Origin of the sequence: Sphingopyxis sp. NFH-91, assembly GCF_021401285.1 — a bacterium.
In the GTDB taxonomy this organism is placed as follows: Bacteria; Pseudomonadota; Alphaproteobacteria; order Sphingomonadales; family Sphingomonadaceae; genus Sphingopyxis; species Sphingopyxis terrae_A.
On sequence record NZ_JACBGA010000016.1, the window covers coordinates 1 to 20,248 of the forward strand.

Annotated in this window: 22 protein-coding genes and 2 pseudogenes; 14 read left to right on the top strand and 10 right to left on the bottom strand. The window is 63.6% G+C overall.

All coding sequences use genetic code 11. The features are described from left to right. Positions 1–556: 556 nt before the first annotated feature. Together L0963_RS18900 and L0963_RS18905 are read left to right on the top strand one after the other, a co-directional pair. Complete coding sequence (locus tag L0963_RS18900; protein ID WP_234181280.1) at positions 557–757, top strand: hypothetical protein; 201 nt, start codon at positions 557–559, stop codon at positions 755–757. 10 nt (positions 758–767) lie between these two features. After that, positions 768–966: pseudogene (locus tag L0963_RS18905) on the top strand (integrase core domain-containing protein); the annotation flags it as partial. A 163-nt stretch (positions 967–1,129) separates the two neighbouring features. Here L0963_RS18905 and L0963_RS18910 read toward each other — a convergent pair. From L0963_RS18910 to L0963_RS18925, 4 genes are read right to left on the bottom strand one after another with little or no spacing between them, the layout of a single operon-like run. Next, entirely contained in the window at positions 1,130–2,551 is a 1,422-nt protein-coding gene (locus L0963_RS18910) for an aldehyde dehydrogenase family protein (protein WP_234181224.1), read from the bottom strand. 20 nt (positions 2,552–2,571) lie between these two features. Beyond that, on the bottom strand, positions 2,572–3,048 hold the full coding sequence (locus L0963_RS18915) for a hypothetical protein (protein ID WP_234181226.1): 477 nt from the start codon (positions 3,046–3,048) through the stop codon (positions 2,572–2,574). Then, positions 3,045–4,169, bottom strand: a complete 1,125-nt coding sequence (locus L0963_RS18920) for a phosphotransferase family protein (RefSeq protein ID WP_234181228.1) — start codon at positions 4,167–4,169, stop codon at positions 3,045–3,047. Before L0963_RS18920 ends, L0963_RS18915 begins: the two co-directional genes overlap by 4 nt. Before the next feature lie 21 nt (positions 4,170–4,190). After that, positions 4,191–4,961, bottom strand: a complete 771-nt coding sequence (locus L0963_RS18925; protein ID WP_234181230.1) for an SDR family NAD(P)-dependent oxidoreductase — start codon at positions 4,959–4,961, stop codon at positions 4,191–4,193. 154 nt (positions 4,962–5,115) lie between these two features. On the opposite strand from L0963_RS18925, the gene L0963_RS18930 reads away from it, so the two are divergent. The 11 genes from L0963_RS18930 (at position 5,116) to L0963_RS18980 (ending at position 16,768) form a co-directional block, all read left to right on the top strand. Then, the gene (locus L0963_RS18930; protein WP_234181231.1) at positions 5,116–5,769 is read left to right on the top strand and encodes a TetR/AcrR family transcriptional regulator; all 654 of its coding nucleotides are present in this window, start codon (positions 5,116–5,118) and stop codon (positions 5,767–5,769) included. Then, positions 5,766–6,932 carry a cytochrome P450 gene (locus tag L0963_RS18935; protein ID WP_234181234.1) on the top strand — a complete coding sequence of 389 codons (1,167 nt, stop codon included), beginning with the start codon at positions 5,766–5,768 and terminating at the stop codon, positions 6,930–6,932. The genes L0963_RS18930 and L0963_RS18935 overlap by 4 nt, the downstream gene beginning before the upstream one ends. Continuing rightward, positions 6,929–7,681 carry an SDR family oxidoreductase gene (locus L0963_RS18940; RefSeq protein WP_234181236.1) on the top strand — a complete coding sequence of 251 codons (753 nt, stop codon included), beginning with the start codon at positions 6,929–6,931 and terminating at the stop codon, positions 7,679–7,681. Before L0963_RS18935 ends, L0963_RS18940 begins: the two co-directional genes overlap by 4 nt. A 3-nt stretch (positions 7,682–7,684) precedes the next feature. Then, the gene (locus L0963_RS18945) at positions 7,685–8,290 is read left to right on the top strand and encodes a histidine phosphatase family protein (protein WP_234181238.1); all 606 of its coding nucleotides are present in this window, start codon (positions 7,685–7,687) and stop codon (positions 8,288–8,290) included. Further along, entirely contained in the window at positions 8,287–9,843 is a 1,557-nt protein-coding gene (locus tag L0963_RS18950; protein ID WP_234181241.1) for an AMP-binding protein, read from the top strand. Before L0963_RS18945 ends, L0963_RS18950 begins: the two co-directional genes overlap by 4 nt. Before the next feature lie 83 nt (positions 9,844–9,926). Continuing rightward, positions 9,927–12,488, top strand: a complete 2,562-nt coding sequence (locus L0963_RS18955; RefSeq protein ID WP_234181243.1) for a TonB-dependent receptor — start codon at positions 9,927–9,929, stop codon at positions 12,486–12,488. A 91-nt stretch (positions 12,489–12,579) separates the two neighbouring features. Further along, positions 12,580–13,341 carry a glucose 1-dehydrogenase gene (locus L0963_RS18960; protein ID WP_234181245.1) on the top strand — a complete coding sequence of 254 codons (762 nt, stop codon included), beginning with the start codon at positions 12,580–12,582 and terminating at the stop codon, positions 13,339–13,341. Positions 13,342–13,353: 12 nt separating this feature from the next. After that, positions 13,354–14,541, top strand: a complete 1,188-nt coding sequence (locus L0963_RS18965; protein ID WP_234181253.1) for an acyl-CoA dehydrogenase family protein — start codon at positions 13,354–13,356, stop codon at positions 14,539–14,541. After that, entirely contained in the window at positions 14,538–15,590 is a 1,053-nt protein-coding gene (locus tag L0963_RS18970; protein ID WP_234181255.1) for a phosphotransferase, read from the top strand. Before L0963_RS18965 ends, L0963_RS18970 begins: the two co-directional genes overlap by 4 nt. Positions 15,591–15,626: 36 nt before the next feature. Next, a complete protein-coding gene (locus L0963_RS18975) occupies positions 15,627–15,938 on the top strand; it encodes a 2Fe-2S iron-sulfur cluster-binding protein (protein WP_234181257.1) in 312 nt (103 codons plus the stop codon). Between the two features lie 53 nt (positions 15,939–15,991). After that, entirely contained in the window at positions 15,992–16,768 is a 777-nt protein-coding gene (locus L0963_RS18980; protein ID WP_326490206.1) for an SDR family NAD(P)-dependent oxidoreductase, read from the top strand. A 217-nt stretch (positions 16,769–16,985) separates the two neighbouring features. On the opposite strand, the pseudogene L0963_RS18985 reads toward L0963_RS18980, so the two are convergent. Continuing rightward, positions 16,986–17,330 (bottom strand): annotated as a pseudogene (locus L0963_RS18985) (chloride channel protein); the annotation flags it as partial. 138 nt (positions 17,331–17,468) lie between these two features. On the opposite strand from L0963_RS18985, the gene L0963_RS18990 reads away from it, so the two are divergent. Next, positions 17,469–17,873: a MarR family winged helix-turn-helix transcriptional regulator gene (locus tag L0963_RS18990; RefSeq protein ID WP_234181259.1), complete on the top strand. Its 405-nt coding sequence runs from the start codon at positions 17,469–17,471 to the stop codon at positions 17,871–17,873. A gap of 83 nt (positions 17,874–17,956) precedes the next feature. Here the strand turns inward: L0963_RS18990 and L0963_RS18995 are convergent, their stop codons facing one another. From L0963_RS18995 to L0963_RS19015, 5 genes are read right to left on the bottom strand one after another with little or no spacing between them, the layout of a single operon-like run. Beyond that, the gene (locus L0963_RS18995; RefSeq protein WP_234181261.1) at positions 17,957–18,244 is read right to left on the bottom strand and encodes a DUF1971 domain-containing protein; all 288 of its coding nucleotides are present in this window, start codon (positions 18,242–18,244) and stop codon (positions 17,957–17,959) included. Next, on the bottom strand, positions 18,241–18,624 hold the full coding sequence (locus L0963_RS19000) for a group III truncated hemoglobin (protein WP_234181262.1): 384 nt from the start codon (positions 18,622–18,624) through the stop codon (positions 18,241–18,243). The genes L0963_RS18995 and L0963_RS19000 overlap by 4 nt, the downstream gene beginning before the upstream one ends. Positions 18,625–18,637: 13 nt before the next feature. Next, positions 18,638–19,087 carry a globin domain-containing protein gene (locus L0963_RS19005; RefSeq protein WP_234181265.1) on the bottom strand — a complete coding sequence of 150 codons (450 nt, stop codon included), beginning with the start codon at positions 19,085–19,087 and terminating at the stop codon, positions 18,638–18,640. A gap of 35 nt (positions 19,088–19,122) precedes the next feature. Next, entirely contained in the window at positions 19,123–19,467 is a 345-nt protein-coding gene (locus L0963_RS19010) for a histidine kinase (RefSeq protein WP_234181267.1), read from the bottom strand. Between the two features lie 29 nt (positions 19,468–19,496). Then, positions 19,497–20,186: an alternative oxidase gene (locus L0963_RS19015; protein WP_234181269.1), complete on the bottom strand. Its 690-nt coding sequence runs from the start codon at positions 20,184–20,186 to the stop codon at positions 19,497–19,499. Positions 20,187–20,248 lie beyond the last annotated feature (62 nt).

Below are 20,248 nucleotides of genomic sequence, written 5' to 3' on the forward strand. Positions count from 1 at the left end.
CAACATCCCGTTCTCGCCAACTGATCAAAACCAGTCGGCCGACTAAATCCCCGGGATGAAGGGGTCCTTTTTGCACGCCGATCACCCCACGAAGGGGGTGCCTATTGCACGCTGATCCTCATTCACGACCAGGCACAAGCCCCTGCCATCGACATGGCGACCGGGCTTCGCGTTCTTCACTTTCAATACTGTCAGCGCCATCAGGTTCGAGTCCCTGTCAGGGATTCATACCGCCGAAAACGGGGGTATTTGGTCCCACAGTCGTTCCCACATTTCAGCGGGAATTCAGGCGATTCAGGGCGGCCGACCGCGAACACGTTACAAGATAAATCACTGATTTTACAGAGTAGTTGGAGACGCTCTGAAATTGCCTGAGACGAAAGTTATAGCGCCTCCTCCGCTACCATATCTCATAACATATTGAAAATGCGTGATAAAAAATTAGAAATCGGGGCACAAACAGTGCCGGGTTTCTCTTCCGGGATCAGGATCTTAGTCCCTGAAATCGCGTTGTTTCAGGATTTTGCCGTCGTGCTGCCAGAACGCAGAATCGTCCTTGGCGGCGTTGGTTTGGGGGTATCGGCAGGCGCTCGATCTTGTACTGGATACCCCCATCGACTGGTGCGTCATCATGTGGGGCTTCCTGACTCAGAACCCAAATATGTTAAAAATTCTATATGCTTCAGCAGATCATATAAATGGCGAAGGCGTGAAAAAGCGGCAAAGTGTCGCGGGAGGACTCGCAACTCTCCAGTGAGCCTATGGACAACGGCGAGATCTTCTACTCGCTGGCCGAGACTTAAATCCTGATCGAGGCTTGGCGCCGGCACTACAATCGTCCGGCCGCGTAGCTCGTTTGGATCGCTGCAACCCACGCCAGAGACCGTTCCATCGTCAGTGCCACCTTCCGGTTCTGCTTCGCGCCACCTACGGCGAACACTGACGATGTACACGCGAACGAACTGACAATTCGCACGGATCGCTCAGTGGGGATCGGTCATCAGGAATCAAGCGGCTGTTGGTCGCCCGTTGCATCCTCCCACGCACTAGAGCGGGAGCTTTGAACCTTTGTCGCGCTGATGGATCGGGTAGCCTGCCTGAACGACGATGACGCCCTTGCTACACCATTTCAAAGACGCCGTTTTCGGGTCAGCGTCTTGGGGACCAGATATTCGAGAAGTCCGGCCTCGCCATTCTCAACACCGAAGCCCGATTGTTTGTGGCCGGCGAAGGCGGCGAAGGGTGAGAGATGGCGGGTCTCGTTGACCCAGACATTGCCGCTCTCGATTCTCTCCGCGAGCGCCCAGGCAGCCTCCTCGTCCGCTCCCCAGACCGAGGCGCCGAGACCATATTCGCAGGCATTAGCCCGGGCGAGGACTTCCTCATAATCTCCGAACTTGAGGAGAGGCAGCACGGGGCCGAACTGTTCTTCCTGCACGATGCGGCTGTCCTCGGGGGGATTGTCGATGATCGTGACCGGGATGAAATGGCCGGGCGTCCGCTCTTCGTCGTCACCGGTCAGGATTGCATAGCCCTGCGCGCGCGCGTCGCGGATCAGGTCGAGCACGCGCTCATATTGCAGCCCGTTGTTTACCGGCCCGATCTGCGTGCCCTGGTCGGCGCCGTCGCCGACCTTGACCGTGCGCGCATAGGCGACGAGCGCGTCGCGCAGTGCGTCATAGACCTGCTCGTGAACATAGATGCGCTTCGACGCGATACATATCTGACCGGCGTTGCCGAACGCGGCCCAGAAAATTCGTTCGGCGATAGCCCCGGCATCGACGTCGTGCATGACGATCGCAGGGTCGTTGCCGCCAAGCTCGAGCGTCACTCGCTTCAGCGTGTCCGATGCCGCAGCCATCACCTTCTTTCCGGTCGCCGTAGAGCCGGTGAAGCTGACTTTGTCGATCCCGGCATGGCCGGTGAGCCAGGGCCCAAGCGCATCGCCGCCGCTGATGACGTTGAGCACGCCAGCCGGGAAGATATCGGCGGCGAGTTCGCCGAGTTTGAGAGCAGTCAGCGGGGTGAAGGGCGAGGGTTTCAATATGACGCAATTGCCCGCGAGTAGCGCCGGCCCGAGCTTGAACGAGGCGAGGATCAGCGGATAATTCCATGGTGCGATCGCGGCGACGACACCGATCGGAACGTGGCGCGTCTCGCTGTAGCGCTCGGCGCTGTCCTCGTTGACCGTCACCGGAATGTCGAGGCTCGCCGCCGCCTTGAGCCAGCTTGCCGCGCCGAGCACCTCCTCGGCAGCATCCTTGTGCGGCTTGCCCTGCTCGCGGGTGAGCAGCCGCTTCATCGGTTCGACTTCTTCGATCAGCCGGCCGGCGAGCGCGACAATCGCCTTGCGGCGCGCCTCGATCGGTGTGTCGCGCCAGCCGGCAAAGGCGCCGCGCGCCGCGTCGATCGCGGCGTCGAGATCGGCCGGCGACGCGTCGGGCGCTTCGGCGAAGATGTCGCCGGTCGCAGGGTTCTCGACCGCCAGCCGCGCCGCGCCCGGCACCAGCCGCCCGCCAATCAGCATTCGGAAATCGCGATCGATCATCATGTCCGTTCCTCCCTCCACGCTCACGCGCTCTTTTCGCTGTCGAAGCCCATCGGGGCGAACCAGCCGCGATCCTTGTCGGCGCGCGCGCGGCCGAGCGGCAGGATCGCCGCGGCGAGACGGCGGTGATAGTCGCGCTCGTCGCCCGCGTGCGCGGCAAGCAGCAGCGCGTCGATTGCCTCGCGGACCGCCTCGGCGCGTTCGCGCGCGAGCCCGTTCTTGTCGGCGAGCCGCGTTTCAAGCTCGGCACGGGCCGCGGCGCTCGGTTCGCCGCCGCCGGCGACAGCCAGCAGCGCGCGGGCCATGTCGGCGATGTCGGCGCGTTCGCCCTCCTCATAGCCGGGGGTCGCATCGCGCTGCGCCTGGATGATCTGGATATGCCCCATGGCGAGCATGATCTGCTCGCGCGCGAGGTTGGCGCTTTCGGGAAGCGCGGGGAGCACCACCGAATGGAGCGCGCGCAGGACGCTGTTGAGGCGATCGTCGACCGAGGGGTTCACTGGCTTTCCTCCATCATGAGGAGCCGCGCGAGCTCGTCAACGAACAACGGCCCGGTCGCGGCGAGGAAGGTGAGGAGCACGTCCTGGTGGTTATGCGCCTGGCGGGCCGCGCGCATGCCGAGCGCCGCGACGAGGATATAGCTCTTCCACGCATTGAATATGGTGAAATAATGCAGCTTCGCGGGATCGACGCGGTTGCCGCTCGCGGCCTCATATTCGGCGAGGAACTGCGCGGGCGGAGCGAGATCGCTGCCGCGAAAGACGCCGTCGATATGGCTGCCGAACACCGGCTGGATCGCCCAGGCGAGATCGGCGTGGAGATCGCCGAGGTAGCACATCTCCCAGTCGAGGATCGCGGTGATCCGGCCGTCGGCCTCGTCGAAGAGATAATTGCCGGTGCGATAGTCGCCATGGACGACCGAGATTTTCTCGCAGTCGGGCACATTATCCTCGAGCCACTGCGTCGCGAGGCGCAGCACGGGTTCCTTCGTCACCGCATCCTGCTCGAGCAATTCCTTCCAGAACTGGATCAGCCAGCGCGTCGGCTGTTTGGGATCGCCCGTCGGCGCGGTGAAGGAGGGGAGGTCGGCCGAGTTCCAGTCGAAATTGTGGATCGCCGCCAGATGCTCGAGAAATTGCGGGCGGACGATATCGCGCAGCGGGTCGCCGAGCACCGTGCCGAGACCGGTCACCGAAAGCTGGTCCGAGGTCGGCTTGGTCACGCCCGCCACGACCTCGACGATCATCGCGGGGCAGGGGAAATGGTCGGCGTCGATGTCGAGCCAGACCGCTTTCGGAACCGGCAGCATGCCGTCGAACGCGCGCAATATCTCATATTCGCGCGCGCGGCTCGTCTCGGTGATGCCTTCGGTCGGGTCCATCCGCAAAATATAACGGGCAGGGGCGCCGTCGCGGTCGAGCGTGAAGATGAACTGCTCGCGCGACGCGCCGCCGCCCATCCGCGCGACGTCCCGGACGGTCGCTCCGGGCTCGCGTGCATCGTACCAGCTTTGCAGCAGCGCCGCGACCGCGCGATCTTCCTGCGGCAGATAGGGCGGCAGACCGCGGCGCGCCTTGCGCTCCTCGAGCAGGCGGGCGAGCAGGGGTTCGGTGTCGGTCATATTTGTCTCCCTCGCTCTCGCTCAGGCGGCCAGGAAGCCGCCGTCGACGGCATAGTTCGCACCGGTGACATAGCTGGCTTCGGGGCTGGCGAGAAAGGCGATGACGTTCGCGACCTCTTCGTTGCGACCATAGCGGCGCATCGCGATCAATCCCGAAAAGCCGGCGCGCGCCGCCGAAGGGTCGCCGGGCGCGGCCTGCTGCTCGATCGACTGCATCATCGCATTGTCGATCGGCGCGGGGGCGACGCTGTTCACGCGAATGTTGCTCGCGGCAAGCTCGAGCGCGGCGACCTTGGTGAGGCCGAGGATCGCATGTTTGGTGGCGGCATAGGGGCCGATGCCGGGAACCCCGACCTCACCGGTAACCGAGGACATGGTGACGATCGCGCCGCCCGTATCGGCCATCGCGATCCCGCCATGCTTGATCGCGAGGAAGGTGCTGCGAATGTTGGCGCGCATCACCTCGTCGAGGCTCTCGACGTCGGCCATGACCAGCGGGACGACGCTGCCTTCCGAACCGGCATTGGCGACGAGGATGTCGAGCCGCCCGAAGCGCGCGATCGTCGCCGCGACGAGCGCCGCCACATCGGCCTCTTCGGCGGGATGCCCCGCGCTGGTCGCGACGCGGTCGCTTTCGCCCAGGGCGGCGGCCGCTTCGGCGAGTCGTCCCGCATCGCGGCCAGCGAGCATGACGCTTGCGCCTTCGTCGAGAAATTTGCGCGCGGTCGCGGATCCGATGCCGCCCGTCGCGCCGGTGATAATGGCAATCTTGCCGTCCAGTCGGCCCATCATGCTCTCCTCTTCCCTATGTTTTTCGCCCTTTTTTCGAGTCCGGAGCGCGTTCGCCTCCGTGTATCGAAAAAGTGACATTGACATCACTTTTACATTATCGCACTATCAGCGCAAGTCGAAAAGACATCGAACGAAGGGAATCGAGAGGGTGCCGATGGTGCAGAATCCAGACAGCAAGGCCGAGCAGGCGCTGCCGCCGACCCCCAAAGGGCAGGCAACGCGGGAACGCATGCTCGATGCGGCGACCGAGGTGTTCGGGCAGCTTGGTTACGAAGCGACTCGCGTCGTCGACATCAACGCCAAGGCCGGTGTGAGTCACGGCCTCTTCTATCGGCACTTCAAGGACAAGGCCGAGATCCTCGTCGCGGTCCTCGACCGGATGAATGCGCAGCTCCGTCATACCTCGGGGCGCGAAGTCGGCGAGGACGGCGCGGTCACGCTCGCGCAGCTCGAGCGGCGGAACATCCAGTTCTTCCGCGAATATGCGCAGAACCGGAAGCTGCTCCGCGTGGCGCGCGAAGTCGCGGCGCGAAACGACGAAATCGAGTTTCGCGAAATGTGGCTCAAGATGCGCAATCGCTATGTCGAGCGAACGCATCGCTGGCTGGACCAGCTCGTTGCGAGCGGTGAGATCCCGCCGCTCGACGATGCCGCGATGGTCGCGGCGGGGCTGAGCGCGCTTACCGAACAGCTTGCCTATATCGAGATCGGGCTCGCGGTCGAAGACCCCGATGCGGCGACGATCGAGCGGCTTGGCCGCAGCTGCGCGCTCATCTGGTGCCGGACGATCCGGGGCGCGGCGGCATGAGCGCGATCGATCTTCTCGATATTGCGCCTTTCCAGGGCTCGCGCGAGCATGAGCTGTTTCGCGAGCTGCGCGCCCGCGATGGCCTGGCCTTCAACCGCGAACCCGACGGGCCGGGCTTCTGGTCGCTCGTCCGCTACGCCGATATCTCGGCGGCGGCACGCGACGGCCAGCTTTTCATCTCGGGGCAGGGGACGCAGATCAAGGATCGCCGCGCCGAAGGGCATGGCGCGCCGAGCGTCCACAACAGCGACGGCACGCTCCATTCGCGGCTGCGCGCGATCGTCATGCCCGGCCTGTCGCGCTCGGTGGTCGAGCGGCGAACCGAAGCCTTCGCGCGGATCGCCGAGGATCTGGTGCTCGCGGCGCCGCGCGGCGAAGCATTCGACTATGTCGATCGCATCGCGGTCCGGCTGCCGATGCTCGTCATCGCCGACATGCTCGGCGTGCCCCCCGAGGAAGCCCCCGATCTCGTCGACTCGGCCAATCTGATGTCCGACGTCAATGCGAGCGACGAGGAGCAGGCCGGCGCCCGCCAGCATCTCTTCGACTATTTTCGTCACCTCGGCGCGCTGAAGCGCCGTCAGCCCGCCGACGATCTCGCAACCCTGCTCGTCGAGGCCGATTTTCCGGAGGGCGACGAGCCGCAACAACTGCTCGACGCCTATTTCATGCTGCTGACGATCGCGGGCAACGAGACGACGCGCTTTCTCGTTACCGGCGGCCTCGCACAGCTGGTGCGACAGGGCGATTATCCGCTGCTGCGCGATCATCCCGCACTTCACCCGACCGCGACCGAGGAAATGTGCCGCTTCGTCTCGCCGGTCACCCATATGCGCCGCACGGCGTCGACCGACACGGCGATCGCCGGGCAGGCGATCGCGAAGGGCGACAAGGTCGTGCTCTGGTTCGCGAGCGGCAATCGCGACGAAACAATGTTCCGCGACGCCGGCCGGCTCGTGCTCGACCGCAAGCCCAACCCGCATATGGGGTTCGGGATCGGGCCGCATTTCTGTCTCGGCGCGCATCTCGCGCGGCTCGAGACACGGCTGCTGTTCGAGGCGCTCGGCCGCCATATCGAGACCATCGAGCTCGCCGGGGATCCCGAGCGGCTGCCGTCCAACTGGTTTACCGGCTGGTCGGCGATGAAGGTGCGCTGGCAATGAGCGGCACGATCCTCGTCACGGGTTCGGCGAGCGGTATCGGCCGCGCGCTTTACCGCGATCTCGTCGATGCCGGATACCGGCCGATCGGTCTCGACCGCGCTGCTGGTCCCGGTTGCGACATCGTCTGCGACCTTGCTTCGTCCGAAGCCGTCGCCCGCGCGGCGGAACAGATCGACGGCCCGCTCGCCGGTATCGCGCATGTCGCGGGTGTGCCCGGCACCGCGCCGACGGCGGCGGTGCTCGCGGTGAACCTGCTGGCGCCGCGGCAATTGACCGCCGCCTTGTCAGGCCGGCTGGCCGAGGGGGCGAGCATCGTCGCGGTGTCGAGCATCACCGCGGCGCGCTGCGCGCTCGACGACGCTGCCAAGGACTGGCTTCTCGGTCTCGAACCCCGCGCGTTGCAAGGCGAACTTTCGACCCTCGACGGGACCTTCGCATACGAGCATTCGAAGGCGCTGCTCAACCGCTGGATGCTGCACGAGGCGGCGGCTCTGGCTCCGCGGCGAATCCGCGTCAATTGCGTGAGCCCCGGGCCGGTCGAGACCCCGATCCTCGCCGACTTCCGCAGTTCGATGGGTGCCGACCGGATTGCCGCCGCCGAAGCTCTCACCGGCCGCCACGGGCGGCCCGAGGAAATCGCACAGGCGATTTTCTTCCTGCTGTCGCCGCGCGCGAGCTGGGTCAATGGCGTCGATCTCAAGGTTGACGGCGGTTTTCATGCGCTGCGCGCGCTGGCCGGGCGGAGCTGAACGATGAAGCTGATCCTCGTCCGGCACGGCAAGCCCGAAACACAGGCCGGTGCAACCCCGGCGAACCCGCCGCTTTCGGCGCTCGGTCGCGAGCAGGCCGGGCATGTCGGGCACTATCTCGCCGACACCCCCGTCGATGCCATCGTCCACAGCGGCATGGCGCGCGCCCAAGGGACCGCGCAGCCGCTTGTCGACCGTTTGGGCATCGTCCCCGAGGCGATCACGGGTCTCGGTGAGGTCGATCGCTACGGGGTCGATTATGCCAACGCAGAGATCATTCGGGCACGCGGCGAGGCGGAATGGCACCGCTTCCTGGGCGATCCGGTGGGCTATTTCGGTGTCGACCCGAAGCGCTTCCGCTCGGAGACGCTCGACGCCTACGCCGATCTCCTCGCGCGCCGCGACCTCGAGACCGTCGCGATCTTCACCCACGGTTTTCCGATCAACATCCTGCTCGGGCAGGCGCTCGGCCTCGACGGCATGGGGCATTTCCTGCCCGACTATGGGTCGATCACGCGCCTGGCGGGTTCGTCGCTCGATCGTCTTGCGGTCGTCAGCGTCAACGAGACCGCGCATCTGTCGGGCCGGTTCGCGGGCGCGGCGGCATGAGCTGGTCGCCCGCCGCCGTCGCCGCGCGCGACCCAGCCCGCGAAGCGCTCGTCTTCGGCGCGCGGCGCTGGACCTACGGCGAGCTCGATCGCTTCAGCGCGCGCGTCGCCGCGCTGCTGTGGCACGACGGCCTAGGGCAGGGCGATGTGGTCGCGCTGCTCGTCTCGAACCGGCCGGAATTCCTCGGGCTCTCCTGGGCAGCGCAGCGCTCGGGACTCTATTATCTGCCGATCCCGACCAAGCTGACGCCGGGCGAGGTGCGCTATATTCTCGAGGACAGCGGAGCCAGCGCGCTGATCGTTTCGCCCGATCTCGCCGCGCTCGGCGCGGCGGCGTCGGAAGGGCTCGACATCAGGCGCTATGGTCTCGACGATGGCGGCGGCTTTCCGCCGCTCGCCGCCGCGCTCGGCGGCCATTCGCCGCCGCCCCCGATCGAGGGCGGCGACATGCTCTATACCTCGGGCACGACCGGCCGCCCCAAGGGCGTGCGCCGGCCGGTCACGGGCGAGGCGCTGGGGAGCGACGCGCGCCGCGTCGAGCGCGGCGCGAAGCTCTTCGGTTTCGATGCGGACACCGTCTTCCTGTCCCCCGCGCCGCTCTATCATGCCGCACCGCTGCGTTTCGCGATGAACCTGCTCCGCGTCGGCGCGAGACTCGTTGGCATGGAGAAATTCGATGCCGCCGGCGCGCTCGCGCTGATCGAGAGCGAACGGGTGACGCACAGCCAGTGGGTGCCGACGATGTTCTCGCGGCTGCTCGCGCTGTCCGACGACGTGCGGGCGGCGCATGACCTGTCGTCGCAGCGCTGCGCGATCCACGCCGGTGCGCCGTGCCCGCCCTCGGTCAAGCGCGCGATGATCGACTGGTGGGGGCCGATCCTCCACGAATATTATTCCGGCACCGAAAGCGTCGGCTTCACCCATATCACAGCGCCCGAATGGCTCGCGCGTCCCGGTAGCGTCGGGCGCGCCTTCGGATGCACGATCCACATCGTCGGCGAGGATGGCCGCGAGGCGCCGCCGGGGGTCACGGGCACCGTCTATTTCGAAGGCAAGACGGGGCTCGAATATCATAATGATCCCGAGAAGACGCGCGGCGCGCTCGACGAGCGCGGCTGGACGACGATGGGCGACATCGGCCATGTCGATGACGAGGGCTTCCTGTTCCTCACCGACCGGCGGAACTTCACGATCATCTCGGGCGGCGTGAACGTCTATCCCAGCGAAGTCGAGGCAGCGCTGATCGAGCATCCTGAGGTCCGCGACTGCGCGGTTTTCGGGCTTCCCGATCCCGACCTCGGCGAGGTCGTGGCGGTGCTGGTCGAGAGCGATGCGGCCCAAGGGCCGCACGACGCCGAACTCGCGCGGCGGATTGCCGCCGACATCGCCGCGACGCTCGCCGGACCGAAGCGTCCGCGCCTCTGGCGCTTCGACAGCGTCGGCCGGACCGAAACCGGCAAGATCCACAAACAGAAGCTGCGCGATGCGAGCCGGGAAGCCGGACGCATGATCGACCTTCGGACATCGGTGCCCGCGCCGGGCGGGGCCAGCTGATGAGATTTCGACGAACATTTTCAGGGAGAGCGAAAATGCCTTATAACAAAACACGGAAAACAGCCCTTTTCATCGCCGGGAGCATGATTGCGCTCGCCGCGGTTCCGGCAGGGGCGCAGGACGCGCCGGCGGCGCAGGATGCCGCCGCGACCGACGACACGGCGAACGAGGGCGGCCTTGGCGAGATCATCGTCACGGCGCAGAAGCGGTCGCAGAACCTGCAGGACGTCCCCGCCGCCATCTCCGCCTTTTCGTCCGAGGATCTCGCGGCGCGCGGGGTCAGCGAGACGAGCGACCTCATGGGAAGCCTGCCCAACATCCAGGTGACCTCGGCCTATTCGGATACCCAGCCCAATTTCTCGCTCCGCGGCATCTCGGTCGCCAACGAGTTTTCGGCTTCGACCGCATCGCCGGTCGGCGTCTATGTCGACGAAGTCTATCAGAGCTTCCGCGCGAGCCACGGCCAGCAGCTCTACGATCTAGAACGCGTCGAGGTGCTGCGCGGGCCGCAGGGGACGCTCTACGGGCGCAACACGACGGGCGGTGCGATCAACTTCATCACGCGCAAGCCCGATCTTTCGGGCAACAACGGCTACCTCACGCTCGGCTATGGCAATTACGACACGATCAAGGCCGAAGGCGCGGTCGAACTGACCCTTGCCGAGGACAAGGCCGGCATTCGCGCGGCTTTCACGCGGAGCAAGGGCGATGGCTATACCTTCAACCCGACGCTGAACCAGGATTTCGGCACCACCGATTCGATCGCCGGCCGCATTTCGCTGCGCTTCAAGCCGGTCGATACGATCGATATCAACCTCAAGGCCTATTATGCCAAAAATGATCCGCGGCAGGATCTCCCCTATGGCATCGGCTATCTCCAGGGCCGCACCGACGCCGGGGGCTATTCGCGCTTCGATCCGCGTCCCGAACTCGGCGGACGGCTGCTGAAGCGCAACGAGGTGCAATCGGATACCGGCGGCGAATATTTCACCCGCTCGAAGGGGCTGTCGCTCAACATCGAGGCCGAACTCGGAAACGACCTCACCCTGACCTCGATCACCGGCTATGATGTCGGCCGCTACCGGCTCGCTCCCTTCGATTGCGACGGTTCGCCGAACAATATCTGCGCGATCCGCTACGACAGCGCGAGCAAGAATTTCAACCAGGACCTGCGCCTGACCTATGACGGCGACCGGCTGAAATTGATCGGCGGCCTCTATTACGGCCAGGACAAGATCGACACGCACAATGAGCCCGACTTCTTCGGCTTCCTGCGCCCGCTCCTCTCGGGCGCAGGGCTGCCCGGCAATTACGGCAATATCCCGATCGCGGTCGGCAATTCGCTCCGCACGCTGCCGGCCTTCGCGCTCGATCCCTCGCTGACGCCTGCCGACCCCGGCTTCTGCGCGCCGGTGGTGGTCAATCCCGCAGGCTATTTCGATGCGCGCACTTTGATCGCGTTCAACGCCGACGTCGCGGCGACGAATACCGCTGGCGGCACCGCGGCGCAGGCCGCCTGCTTCGCGGCGGGCGCCCCGCCGTTCGGGCCGATCGCAGCCGACCAGCGCTTCACGCTCAAGCGGCCCTCGACCGCCATCTATGGCGAAGCCGTCTGGGACGTCACCGACCAGCTCAGCATCACGCTTGGCCTGCGCTACACATGGGACAAGGTGAAATATCAGAATGCGCGGACGGTCCTGTTCGGGCTCGACGGGGTGACGCCGATCGCGAACCTCGTGCCCTACAGCTCGCCCTATAATCCGAACCTGCCGGCTCTGAACCAGAAGGAATCCTCGGGCGAACTCACCGGGCGCCTCGTCGTCGACTATAAGTTCAGCGACGATGTGATGGGCTATGCAAGCTACAGCCGCGGCTATCGTTCGGGCACCTATAACGGGCTCGCCTATCAGGATGTGAGCCAGGTCTATTTCCTCGATCCCGAGAAGGTGAACGCGTACGAGGTCGGCCTGAAGACGCGCCTGCTCGAAAACAAGCTCCAGCTCAATCTCGCCGGTTTCTATTATGACTATTCGAACCAGCAGATCGCCCAGATCGTCGGCGCGACGTCGTTCCTGCGCGCCGCCAACGGCCGCGTCTTCGGCGGCGAGGCCGAACTTGCCCTGCAGGCGACCGACGCCATCCGCTTCGATGCCTCGGTCGGCTACCTCAACAGCAAATATAAGGGCAACAAGATCGACCCGACCGATCCGGCAAGCCTGACGCTCAACATCAACGGCAACCAGTTCCCCAACGCACCCAAATGGACGGCGTCGGCGGGGGTCGACGTCACGCTGGTCGACAGCGGTCCGCACAAGTTCCAGGTCCGCGGCGATGTCCAATATATGGGCAAATATTTCTTCGACTCGTTCGGATCCTACGGCCAGAACCCGTGTGACAAGCCTGCTGCAGGATCGCTCGTGCTCGCCGCGACGCCCGAGATCGCGTGCGGAAATCCCGACTATGTCCTCTTCAATGCAAGGGCGACCTACACGTTCGACAAGCGCTTCTCGGTCGCGCTGTGGGGCAAGAATCTGACCAACAAATTCTATTATACCTATGGTCTGAACCTCAACGCCTTCTATCTCGACTATCTCGCGCGCGGCGCGCCGCGCACCTACGGCGTCGAAGCGACGATGCGCTTCTAAAATACGCAAACGCCCGCCATCCCGCTTCCCGCCCGCTTGTGGCGACGGGAAGCGGGCCGGGCGTCCTTGCGACAATCATGGACATGACATAATGACAGGCAGGCTCGATGGGAAAGTCGCGCTGGTAACGGGCGCCGGCTCGGGGCTGGGCGCGGCGATAGCGCGGCACTTTGCGAATGAAGGCGCGCAAGTGGTCGTCTCCGACGTCGATCTCGCGAAGGCGAAGGAGGTCGCCTGCGATCTTGGCGGTGGAGCAGTAGCCCTCAGAATTGACGTTGCCGATCCGGCCGATTGGGCTGCGGCCTTGCCCGCCATCGAGGACGCGTTCGGCGCGCTTCACATCCTTGTGAACAATGCCGGCATCTGCCTGACCGGTTCGGTCGAAGAGATATCGATCGAGGATTGGCGGCGCACGCACGCCATTGATCTCGACGGCGTCTTCTACGGCATTCGCGCCTGCCTGCCGCTGATGCGGCGGAGTGGCGGCGGCGCGATCCTCAATATCTCGTCGATCTCCGGGATCGTCGCAGCTGACAATCTCGCCGCCTATAATTCGGCGAAGGCCGCCGTGCGTCACCTGACCAAGTCGGTCGCGCTGCACTGCGCAAAGGGCGGTGACGCGATCACCTGCAATTCGCTCCACCCGACCTTCATCGACACACCACTCCTCGACGGCTTCGTTCTGGGGCGCGGGCGTGAAGAAGTGATCGCAAAACTGGCCCGGCAGATCCCGCTGGGGCGTGTCGGGGTGCCCGACGATGTTGCTAACGCCGCGGTTTATTTCTGTTCGGACGAGGCACGCTTCGTCACCGGCGCTGAGCTGGTGATTGACGGCGGCCTGTCGGCAATGTGATCGGAAGGACGGATGATGAGTGATATTTCGGATCAGGCGCTGGCGATCGCGGAGAAGGTTGAGGCTTTTGTCCGCGCGACTGTCATTCCTTACGAGAAGGACCCGCGGCGCGACCATCATGGCGCGCCGACCGATGAGATGGTGATGGAAATGCGCGAGCATGCTCGCGCCGCCGGAGTACTGACGCCGCATATCTTTGACGATGGCAGCCATTTGAACCAGCGCGAGACGGCGGTCGTCCTTATCAAGAGCGGCCTGTCGCCATTGGGTCCGCTCGCCTGCAACACAATGGCGCCCGACGAGGGCAATATGTATCTGCTTGGCAAGGAAGGCAGCCCCGAACACAAGGAGCGCTTCCTGAAGCCGATGGTGGAGGGCCGCGTTCGTTCGGCCTTCTTCATGACCGAACCCGCCGAGGACGGCGGCGCCGGGTCCGATCCATCGATGATGAAGACGACCTGCCGCCTCGACGGCGATCACTGGGTGGTGAACGGACGCAAGACCTTCATCACCGGCGCTCAGGGCGCGAGGGTCGGCATCGTGATGGCGAAGGCCGAAGATGTTGTTCAGGGTAGGGGGGCGTGCATGTTCCTAGTCGATCTGCCCGATCCGGCGATCCGCATCGACCATGTGCCGAACACGATCGACAGTTCGATGCCCGGCGGCCATGCGACGCTGACCATCGACAATCTGCGCGTTCCCGCCGACCAGATGCTGGGCGAAGCGGGCGAAGGCTTTCGCTATGCGCAGGTCCGACTGTCGCCGGCGCGTCTGTCTCATTGCATGCGTTGGCTTGGCGCGTGCATCCGCGCGCACGAGATCGCGACCGATTATGCCAACCGCCGTGAAGCTTTTGGTAAACCGCTGATCGAGCATGAAGGCGTCGGATTTATGCTCGCCGAGAATATGATCGACCTGAAGCAGGCCGAACTAATGATCGACTGGTGCGCGGGGGTGCTCGACACGGGATCGCTCGGCACGGTCGAAAGCTCGATGGCGAAGGTCGCAGTGTCAGAGGCGCTGATGCGCATCGCCGACCACTGTGTCCAGGTGATGGGCGGCACCGGCGTCACCGACCGGACCATCGTCGAACAGGTGTTTCGCGAGGTCCGCGCCTTTCGTATCTATGACGGCCCGACCGAAGTCCACAAATGGAGCCTCGCCAAGAAGATTAAGCGCGACTGGAAGGCGGGTCTGTGACCGGACAGGATGACAGGGATGCCGTCACCACGGTGCGCGCAGGGTTCGCGCTCGATTCTGAGGCGCTCTGTGCCTGGATGGAATCGCATGTCGAGGGCTTTGCGGGGCCGCTCGCCATCGAACAGTTCAAAGGCGGTCAGTCCAATCCGACTTACCGGCTGAGCACACCGCGAACGCAGTATGTGCTCCGGCGGAAACCACCGGGGCCGCTGCTTCCGGGCGCCCATGCAATCGAACGCGAAGTCCGCGTAACGAAGGCGCTCGAAACCGCCGGTTTTCCCGTGGCGCACATATTCGCCCTTTGCGAAAATCCGAAAGTCATAGGTACCCCCTTTTACGTCATGGAATTGGTGGAAGGCCGAATTTTTTGGGACGCGACCTTCCCGTCGGTGCCCCGGGCCGATCGACCCTTATATTTCGATGCCATGAACGAAGCGATCGCGCGGCTACACGGGTTCGATCCGGCGGCAAACGGTCTGGGAGATTTCGGTAAGTCGGGCAATTATTTCGAGCGGCAGATCGGCCGCTGGTCGAAACAATATCTCGCCGACGATCTCGCCGGGCGCGATCCAAATATGGATTATATGCTGGAGTGGCTCCCGGCCCATATTCCCGCGTCCGATGTTACTGCGATCGTGCATGGTGACTTCCGGTGCGATAATATGATTTTCCACCCGACCGAGCCACGTATCGTCGCTGTGCTTGATTGGGAGCTGTCAACCCTCGGTCATCCTTTCGCGGATTTCGCCTATCATGCGATGATGTACAGGACACCGCCGCATATCGTGGCGGGGCTCGCGGGCGCCAATCTCGAAACCCTCGGCATCCCTTCCGAAGCCCGATATGTCGGCGACTATTGCCGTCGCACCGGCCTGTCCGACGCTGACTATCCGTTCGCGCTGGCGTTCAACTTCTTCCGTCTCGCCGCGATCTTCCACGGTATCAAGGGGAGGGCGATCCGCGGCACCGCCTCTTCCGCCGAAGCGCACAATCGCGCGCGCGCCATTCCCGAACTCGCGGCGATCGCGGTCGCGCAGACGCGGCCTTGATGGCAAATCGCCAACCCGAAATTTGAGGAAAAAGACATGTCCGAAATCACAATAATTCTGCGCGACGGCAGCGAGCATATCATCGAGGCTGATACAGAGTTCTCGCTGATGGAAGCCATTCGTGATGCCGGCATCGATGAAATGGTAGCTATGTGCGGCGGTTGCTGCTCGTGCGCCACCTGTCATGTCTATATCGAAGATGGCGAAGCGGTCTTGTCCGAACCATCGGCGGATGAAGACGACCTGCTCGATTCCACGAGCTGCCGAACGGGCCGGTCGCGCCTCGCCTGCCAGGTCAGGCTCGCAGACGCGAATATAAGTCGCGCGCGCATCGCTCCCGAGGACTGATGTACCTCGGGGTCCGGCTGCACCGGGCGAGAAAAAGGAGATGAATCCACGGCATGGGCATGAATCTCACATTTGATCTCGCGGGCCGGACTGCTTTGGTGACCGGTGCGTCTTCGGGGATAGGACGGCGTTTTGCTGCTTTGCTCGCCAAATCGGGGGCGCGGGTCATAGCCGCCGCCCGGCGAACCGAACAGTTGGAAGAACTTTGCGCGGAAATTCGCAACCGCGGCGGCGCGGCGATCGCTGTCGGTATGGACGTTGCCGATGAGGCTTCCACCATCGCTGCCTATGATGCGGCAGAGCGCGCATTTGGTCCTGTGGATACGATTGTTGCCAATGCCGGCGTCAGTCCTCCCGGAAGCGCGCTGGGTCTTTCCATCGATGATTTCGATTTTACGATGAGTGTGAATGTGCGCGGCGCGTTCTTGACTGCTCGCGAAGGTGCGCGCCGGATGGTGACCAGTGACATTGGTGCAAGCGGGGCCGGCCGTGTCGTTCTGATTGGTTCGGTCACGGGGCAGCATCCCTTTCAGGGCATCGTTCCATATGGGGCCTCGAAAGCTGCCGTTGCCCAGATGGGACGCCTGCTAGCAAAGGACTGGGCGGGGAAGGGAATTAACGTCAATACTATCGCCCCCGGTTACATGGAAACCGACATGACCAGCGGGCTCTGGGAAATCGAGAAGGGCAGGGCGCTTCTCGATAGTTTTCCGCGCAAACGCCTGATGCAGACCGATGCACTGGATCCATTGCTGCTCTATCTCTGTTCGGATGCCAGCGCGCCGGTTACTGGCGGTCTTTTTACCATCGACGATGGCCAGACACTTTGATTGGAGCCGATGAAGTTGAAGTTTACGGACGACCAGATCGCTCGACTTCACTTATGCACCCAAGCTCCAGGATGACAGGTCGGAAGAACGATCTGTCGCATACGAGAGTCAGTCCGTCGCAATGGTCCCAATTTGGGGGTAGCGAAGGGGGTATTTTGAGAGCCGTTATAAGATAAACAGATATAAACCAATTGGATGGGTCTATACAGTGGATCCCTCCTCCGCTTCCGATCGAAATGGCGGCAGATATCGGCTTGAGAATTGCGACTTTCAGCGACAGGCGGCTTTCACCGAACAGGATCGTCTCGATCGCCTCGGGAATACCGTGGCCGCGTATCTTCTCCGAACCGAAGCGCGCCATCAGACCGATGATCAGGCTGCCGATGACGGGGACGGCAACAACGGCCAAACCCACGGCGGCATCCGAGATTTCCGCCGCCTCGGCCGAAATCCGTCCAAACCAGAAGGCGTTGCTGGCGATGGCGATCGATTTGATCAGGACCCACGCGCCGAACGCCCCGCCTGTGCCGACCACCGGCGCCAGAAGCGAAAGAAATATCATTCTGGCGTCGGCGCTATGGTCGGCAAGTTGATGGCCGGGGATCGTCCGTGCAGAAGGAAAGCTCACCATATGCCTCTTTCGAATGACGGAGGCGGCGCAATTATATCGTAATGCGATATAATTCAATAAGGGGCGTTCATGGCTGCGAATTCGACGGACATCGATTATGCCGCACTGGCCGAATTCCGCTATGCGCTGCGGCGCTTCCAGGTTTTCAGCGAGACCAAGGCAGCGGAAGCGGGGTTGAAGCCGCAACAGCACCAAGCGCTGTTGGCGATCCGCGGGGCGCCGCCCGACGAAGCGACGGTCGGATATGTTGCACGGCGCCTGATCGTGAGACCTCACTCCGCGTCCGAGTTGATAGACCGGCTCGAGACATTGGGTCTTGTTCGCCGCGAGCTGACGCAATCCGATCGCCGGCGGGCTTTGCTCAGACTGACACCACAGGCACTTGATATCCTGTCGATTCTATCTGCGGCACATCGCGAAGAGCTGCGACAACTCCAGCCCCTGCTCGTCGAGCATCTGTCGAAGCTCAGCTAGTCGAAAGCGCCGGGAACGGCCGCGTCCCTGAGATGCTCCCCCGGAATCGGCGGGCCGCCACCGGCGGGCTGCGCGTTCGGGGTTCACCGCAGGAATTCAACGAAGAACCGCACTCGCCCAACCGCTTCGACTCTGTGCGCGATCGTAGGTTCGACAATGCCCGGTTCGCTCTCCGGCGTGATGATTATTTCGCAAAAGAGCCGTCGTTCGTCGGTCACAAGGTAGCGCAATCTGCCCTCTTCGACGTGAATCAGACCCCAGACGCCCTCTTTCGTCGCATGGTCGTTCATCAAGGCAGCGGGCGTCGTCGCTTCAGTAAATGTGGCGGTCCGTTTGTAGGATCGAACACCGGCGGGCAGGGTGGTCGTCATGATCTCGCCAATCGTTCGCGCTGGAACTGGACGCCAAGCTGCAGGCTTTCGGCGATCCGCGCTGCCTTCGCCTGAAGTGCGGCCGCAATATCCGGATCGAGAAGATCTCCGGTGGTTCTTCGCCACAACGCCAGCCAGCGGTCGAAATTCGCCATGGTCATGGTACCTTCGTGACGCAGATGGGCGACCATCGGCTGGCCCTTGTAACGCCCGCTCGTCAGCATGATCGACGACCAGAAGGCTTGCAGCTTTTCAAGGTGCTCGTCCCAGTCCGCGATTGCGCGGTTGAAGACCGGACCAAGAACCGGATCGGCCCTGACCCGCGCGTAAAATTCGGGAATGAGCTTCGCGAGGTCCTGCTCGGATAATTGCGGTTGCATTCGATCTACCCGGTCAGGCTGCTAAGGCGTCTTCATAGGCTTGCGCCTCGGCTGCGATGAGAATGTCGGCGAGCATCCAATAAGCCTCTCTCCAAGCCGCCAGCACCTCGTCGGTAGCGACGTCGGCCCCGAGCACGTCGCGGATCGCAGGAAGCAGGGCCTCGGCGACATAGGGATAATGTTCGGCCTTGACGCCGGTCTCGACATGGCGCGCGACCATGCGCGAGACCGCCGTACCGAGGTTCGCAAGCTTGTCGATATTGCGCGCGTAGGCAAGGATGGCGCCCGCAAGGCGTCGCGGCTGCTCGCCGCTGCGCTGGGCCGCCTTGTCGAACAGCGCCTCAATGGCAGGGTTGCAAAAGAGCCGCGTGTACATGGCGGTGGTGATCTCGACGCCGTGCTTCTCAAGCGCCGGAGCGGTCGATTTGACGATGGCGATGGCTTGGGGAGAGGCGGTGCGCATATTATATTCCCTTGTTTCGATGGGTGTCGCGGTGGTCAAGTGGCAAGGCGATGGGTCAGGATTTCGGTCAGGGCATCGGTCAATTCGTCGCCCGTCAGCGGCTTTTCTATCAGCCGCGCGCCGAGCGCCGCGGCCGAGGCGCGAACGGCGCGGTCAGGATGTGTCGCGAGCACGATGGCTGGCGACGCGTTCCCGGCGGCGCGACGGCCGGCAAGCCATGCCAGTCCGTCGCCGCGAAAGCCCTGGTCGACGACCAGGCACACGGAACCGGTGACGCGGTCGGCGTCGCCGCGAATGTCAAACCCCTCGAGCGTCAGCAAAAACCCGAGCGCGGAGCGAAGGGCGGGATCGCTCGCCAGAAGTGTAACCGGCCGATCCATGCCCTTCTCTCCTTGCCTTGGGCCTGCGCTCAAGCCGCCTTCTTCCAATTGGGTTCCAGCGTCACATGCGGCGGACACTCGGCCACCGCGCCGACGGGCAGACCGGCGAGCTCGTTGGCGAAGCCGTGGTTGACATCGCGGTGGTGCGCCTCGTCGGCGCGAACAACCAGGACGACGTCACGCAACGTCGCATCGGCGGGCAGGCCCCAATAATGTTTGGCGATCTCGGGCGCCGGGACGTTCGCGCTGCGGCCCTCGTCGATTTCGGCAAGATAATGTGTGTAGCTGATGACCGCCTCTTCCTCGAAATAGCCCACGACGCGGTGCGCCGTCTTGGAACTGATCAGGTAGAGCGCGAAGAAGCAGACATAGAACACCCATTGCACGCCGATGATTACGGCCCGTTCGAAGAGCGTCGGCTTGGAAATCTCGATGAAGGTCATGAGGTGCATGCGCTCATTCTCGGCCTCGTCCATGAGCGTCTTGATCCAGCCCTTGTCGTCGCACATGCGGCGGAGGCAGGCGAGATGGTTGATTGTCGCGCCCACCATTCCCGGAACCGCAGCGACCGTTTCCAAGACGACAGCGCGGTGTCCGTAACGCTCGGCGAAAAAAGTGTCGGCGCACCAGCGCAGGGCCTTGGTGAAGCCATAAGCGACTCGATCGGACAGACCCTTGGGGTTGTGATGGACGCTGAGATCGATGAAAGGTGCAGTCATGGGAACATCTCCGTTCCGGCGGCAGGGGTAGAGATGCCGTCGATGGGGACGAAATAGGCCGG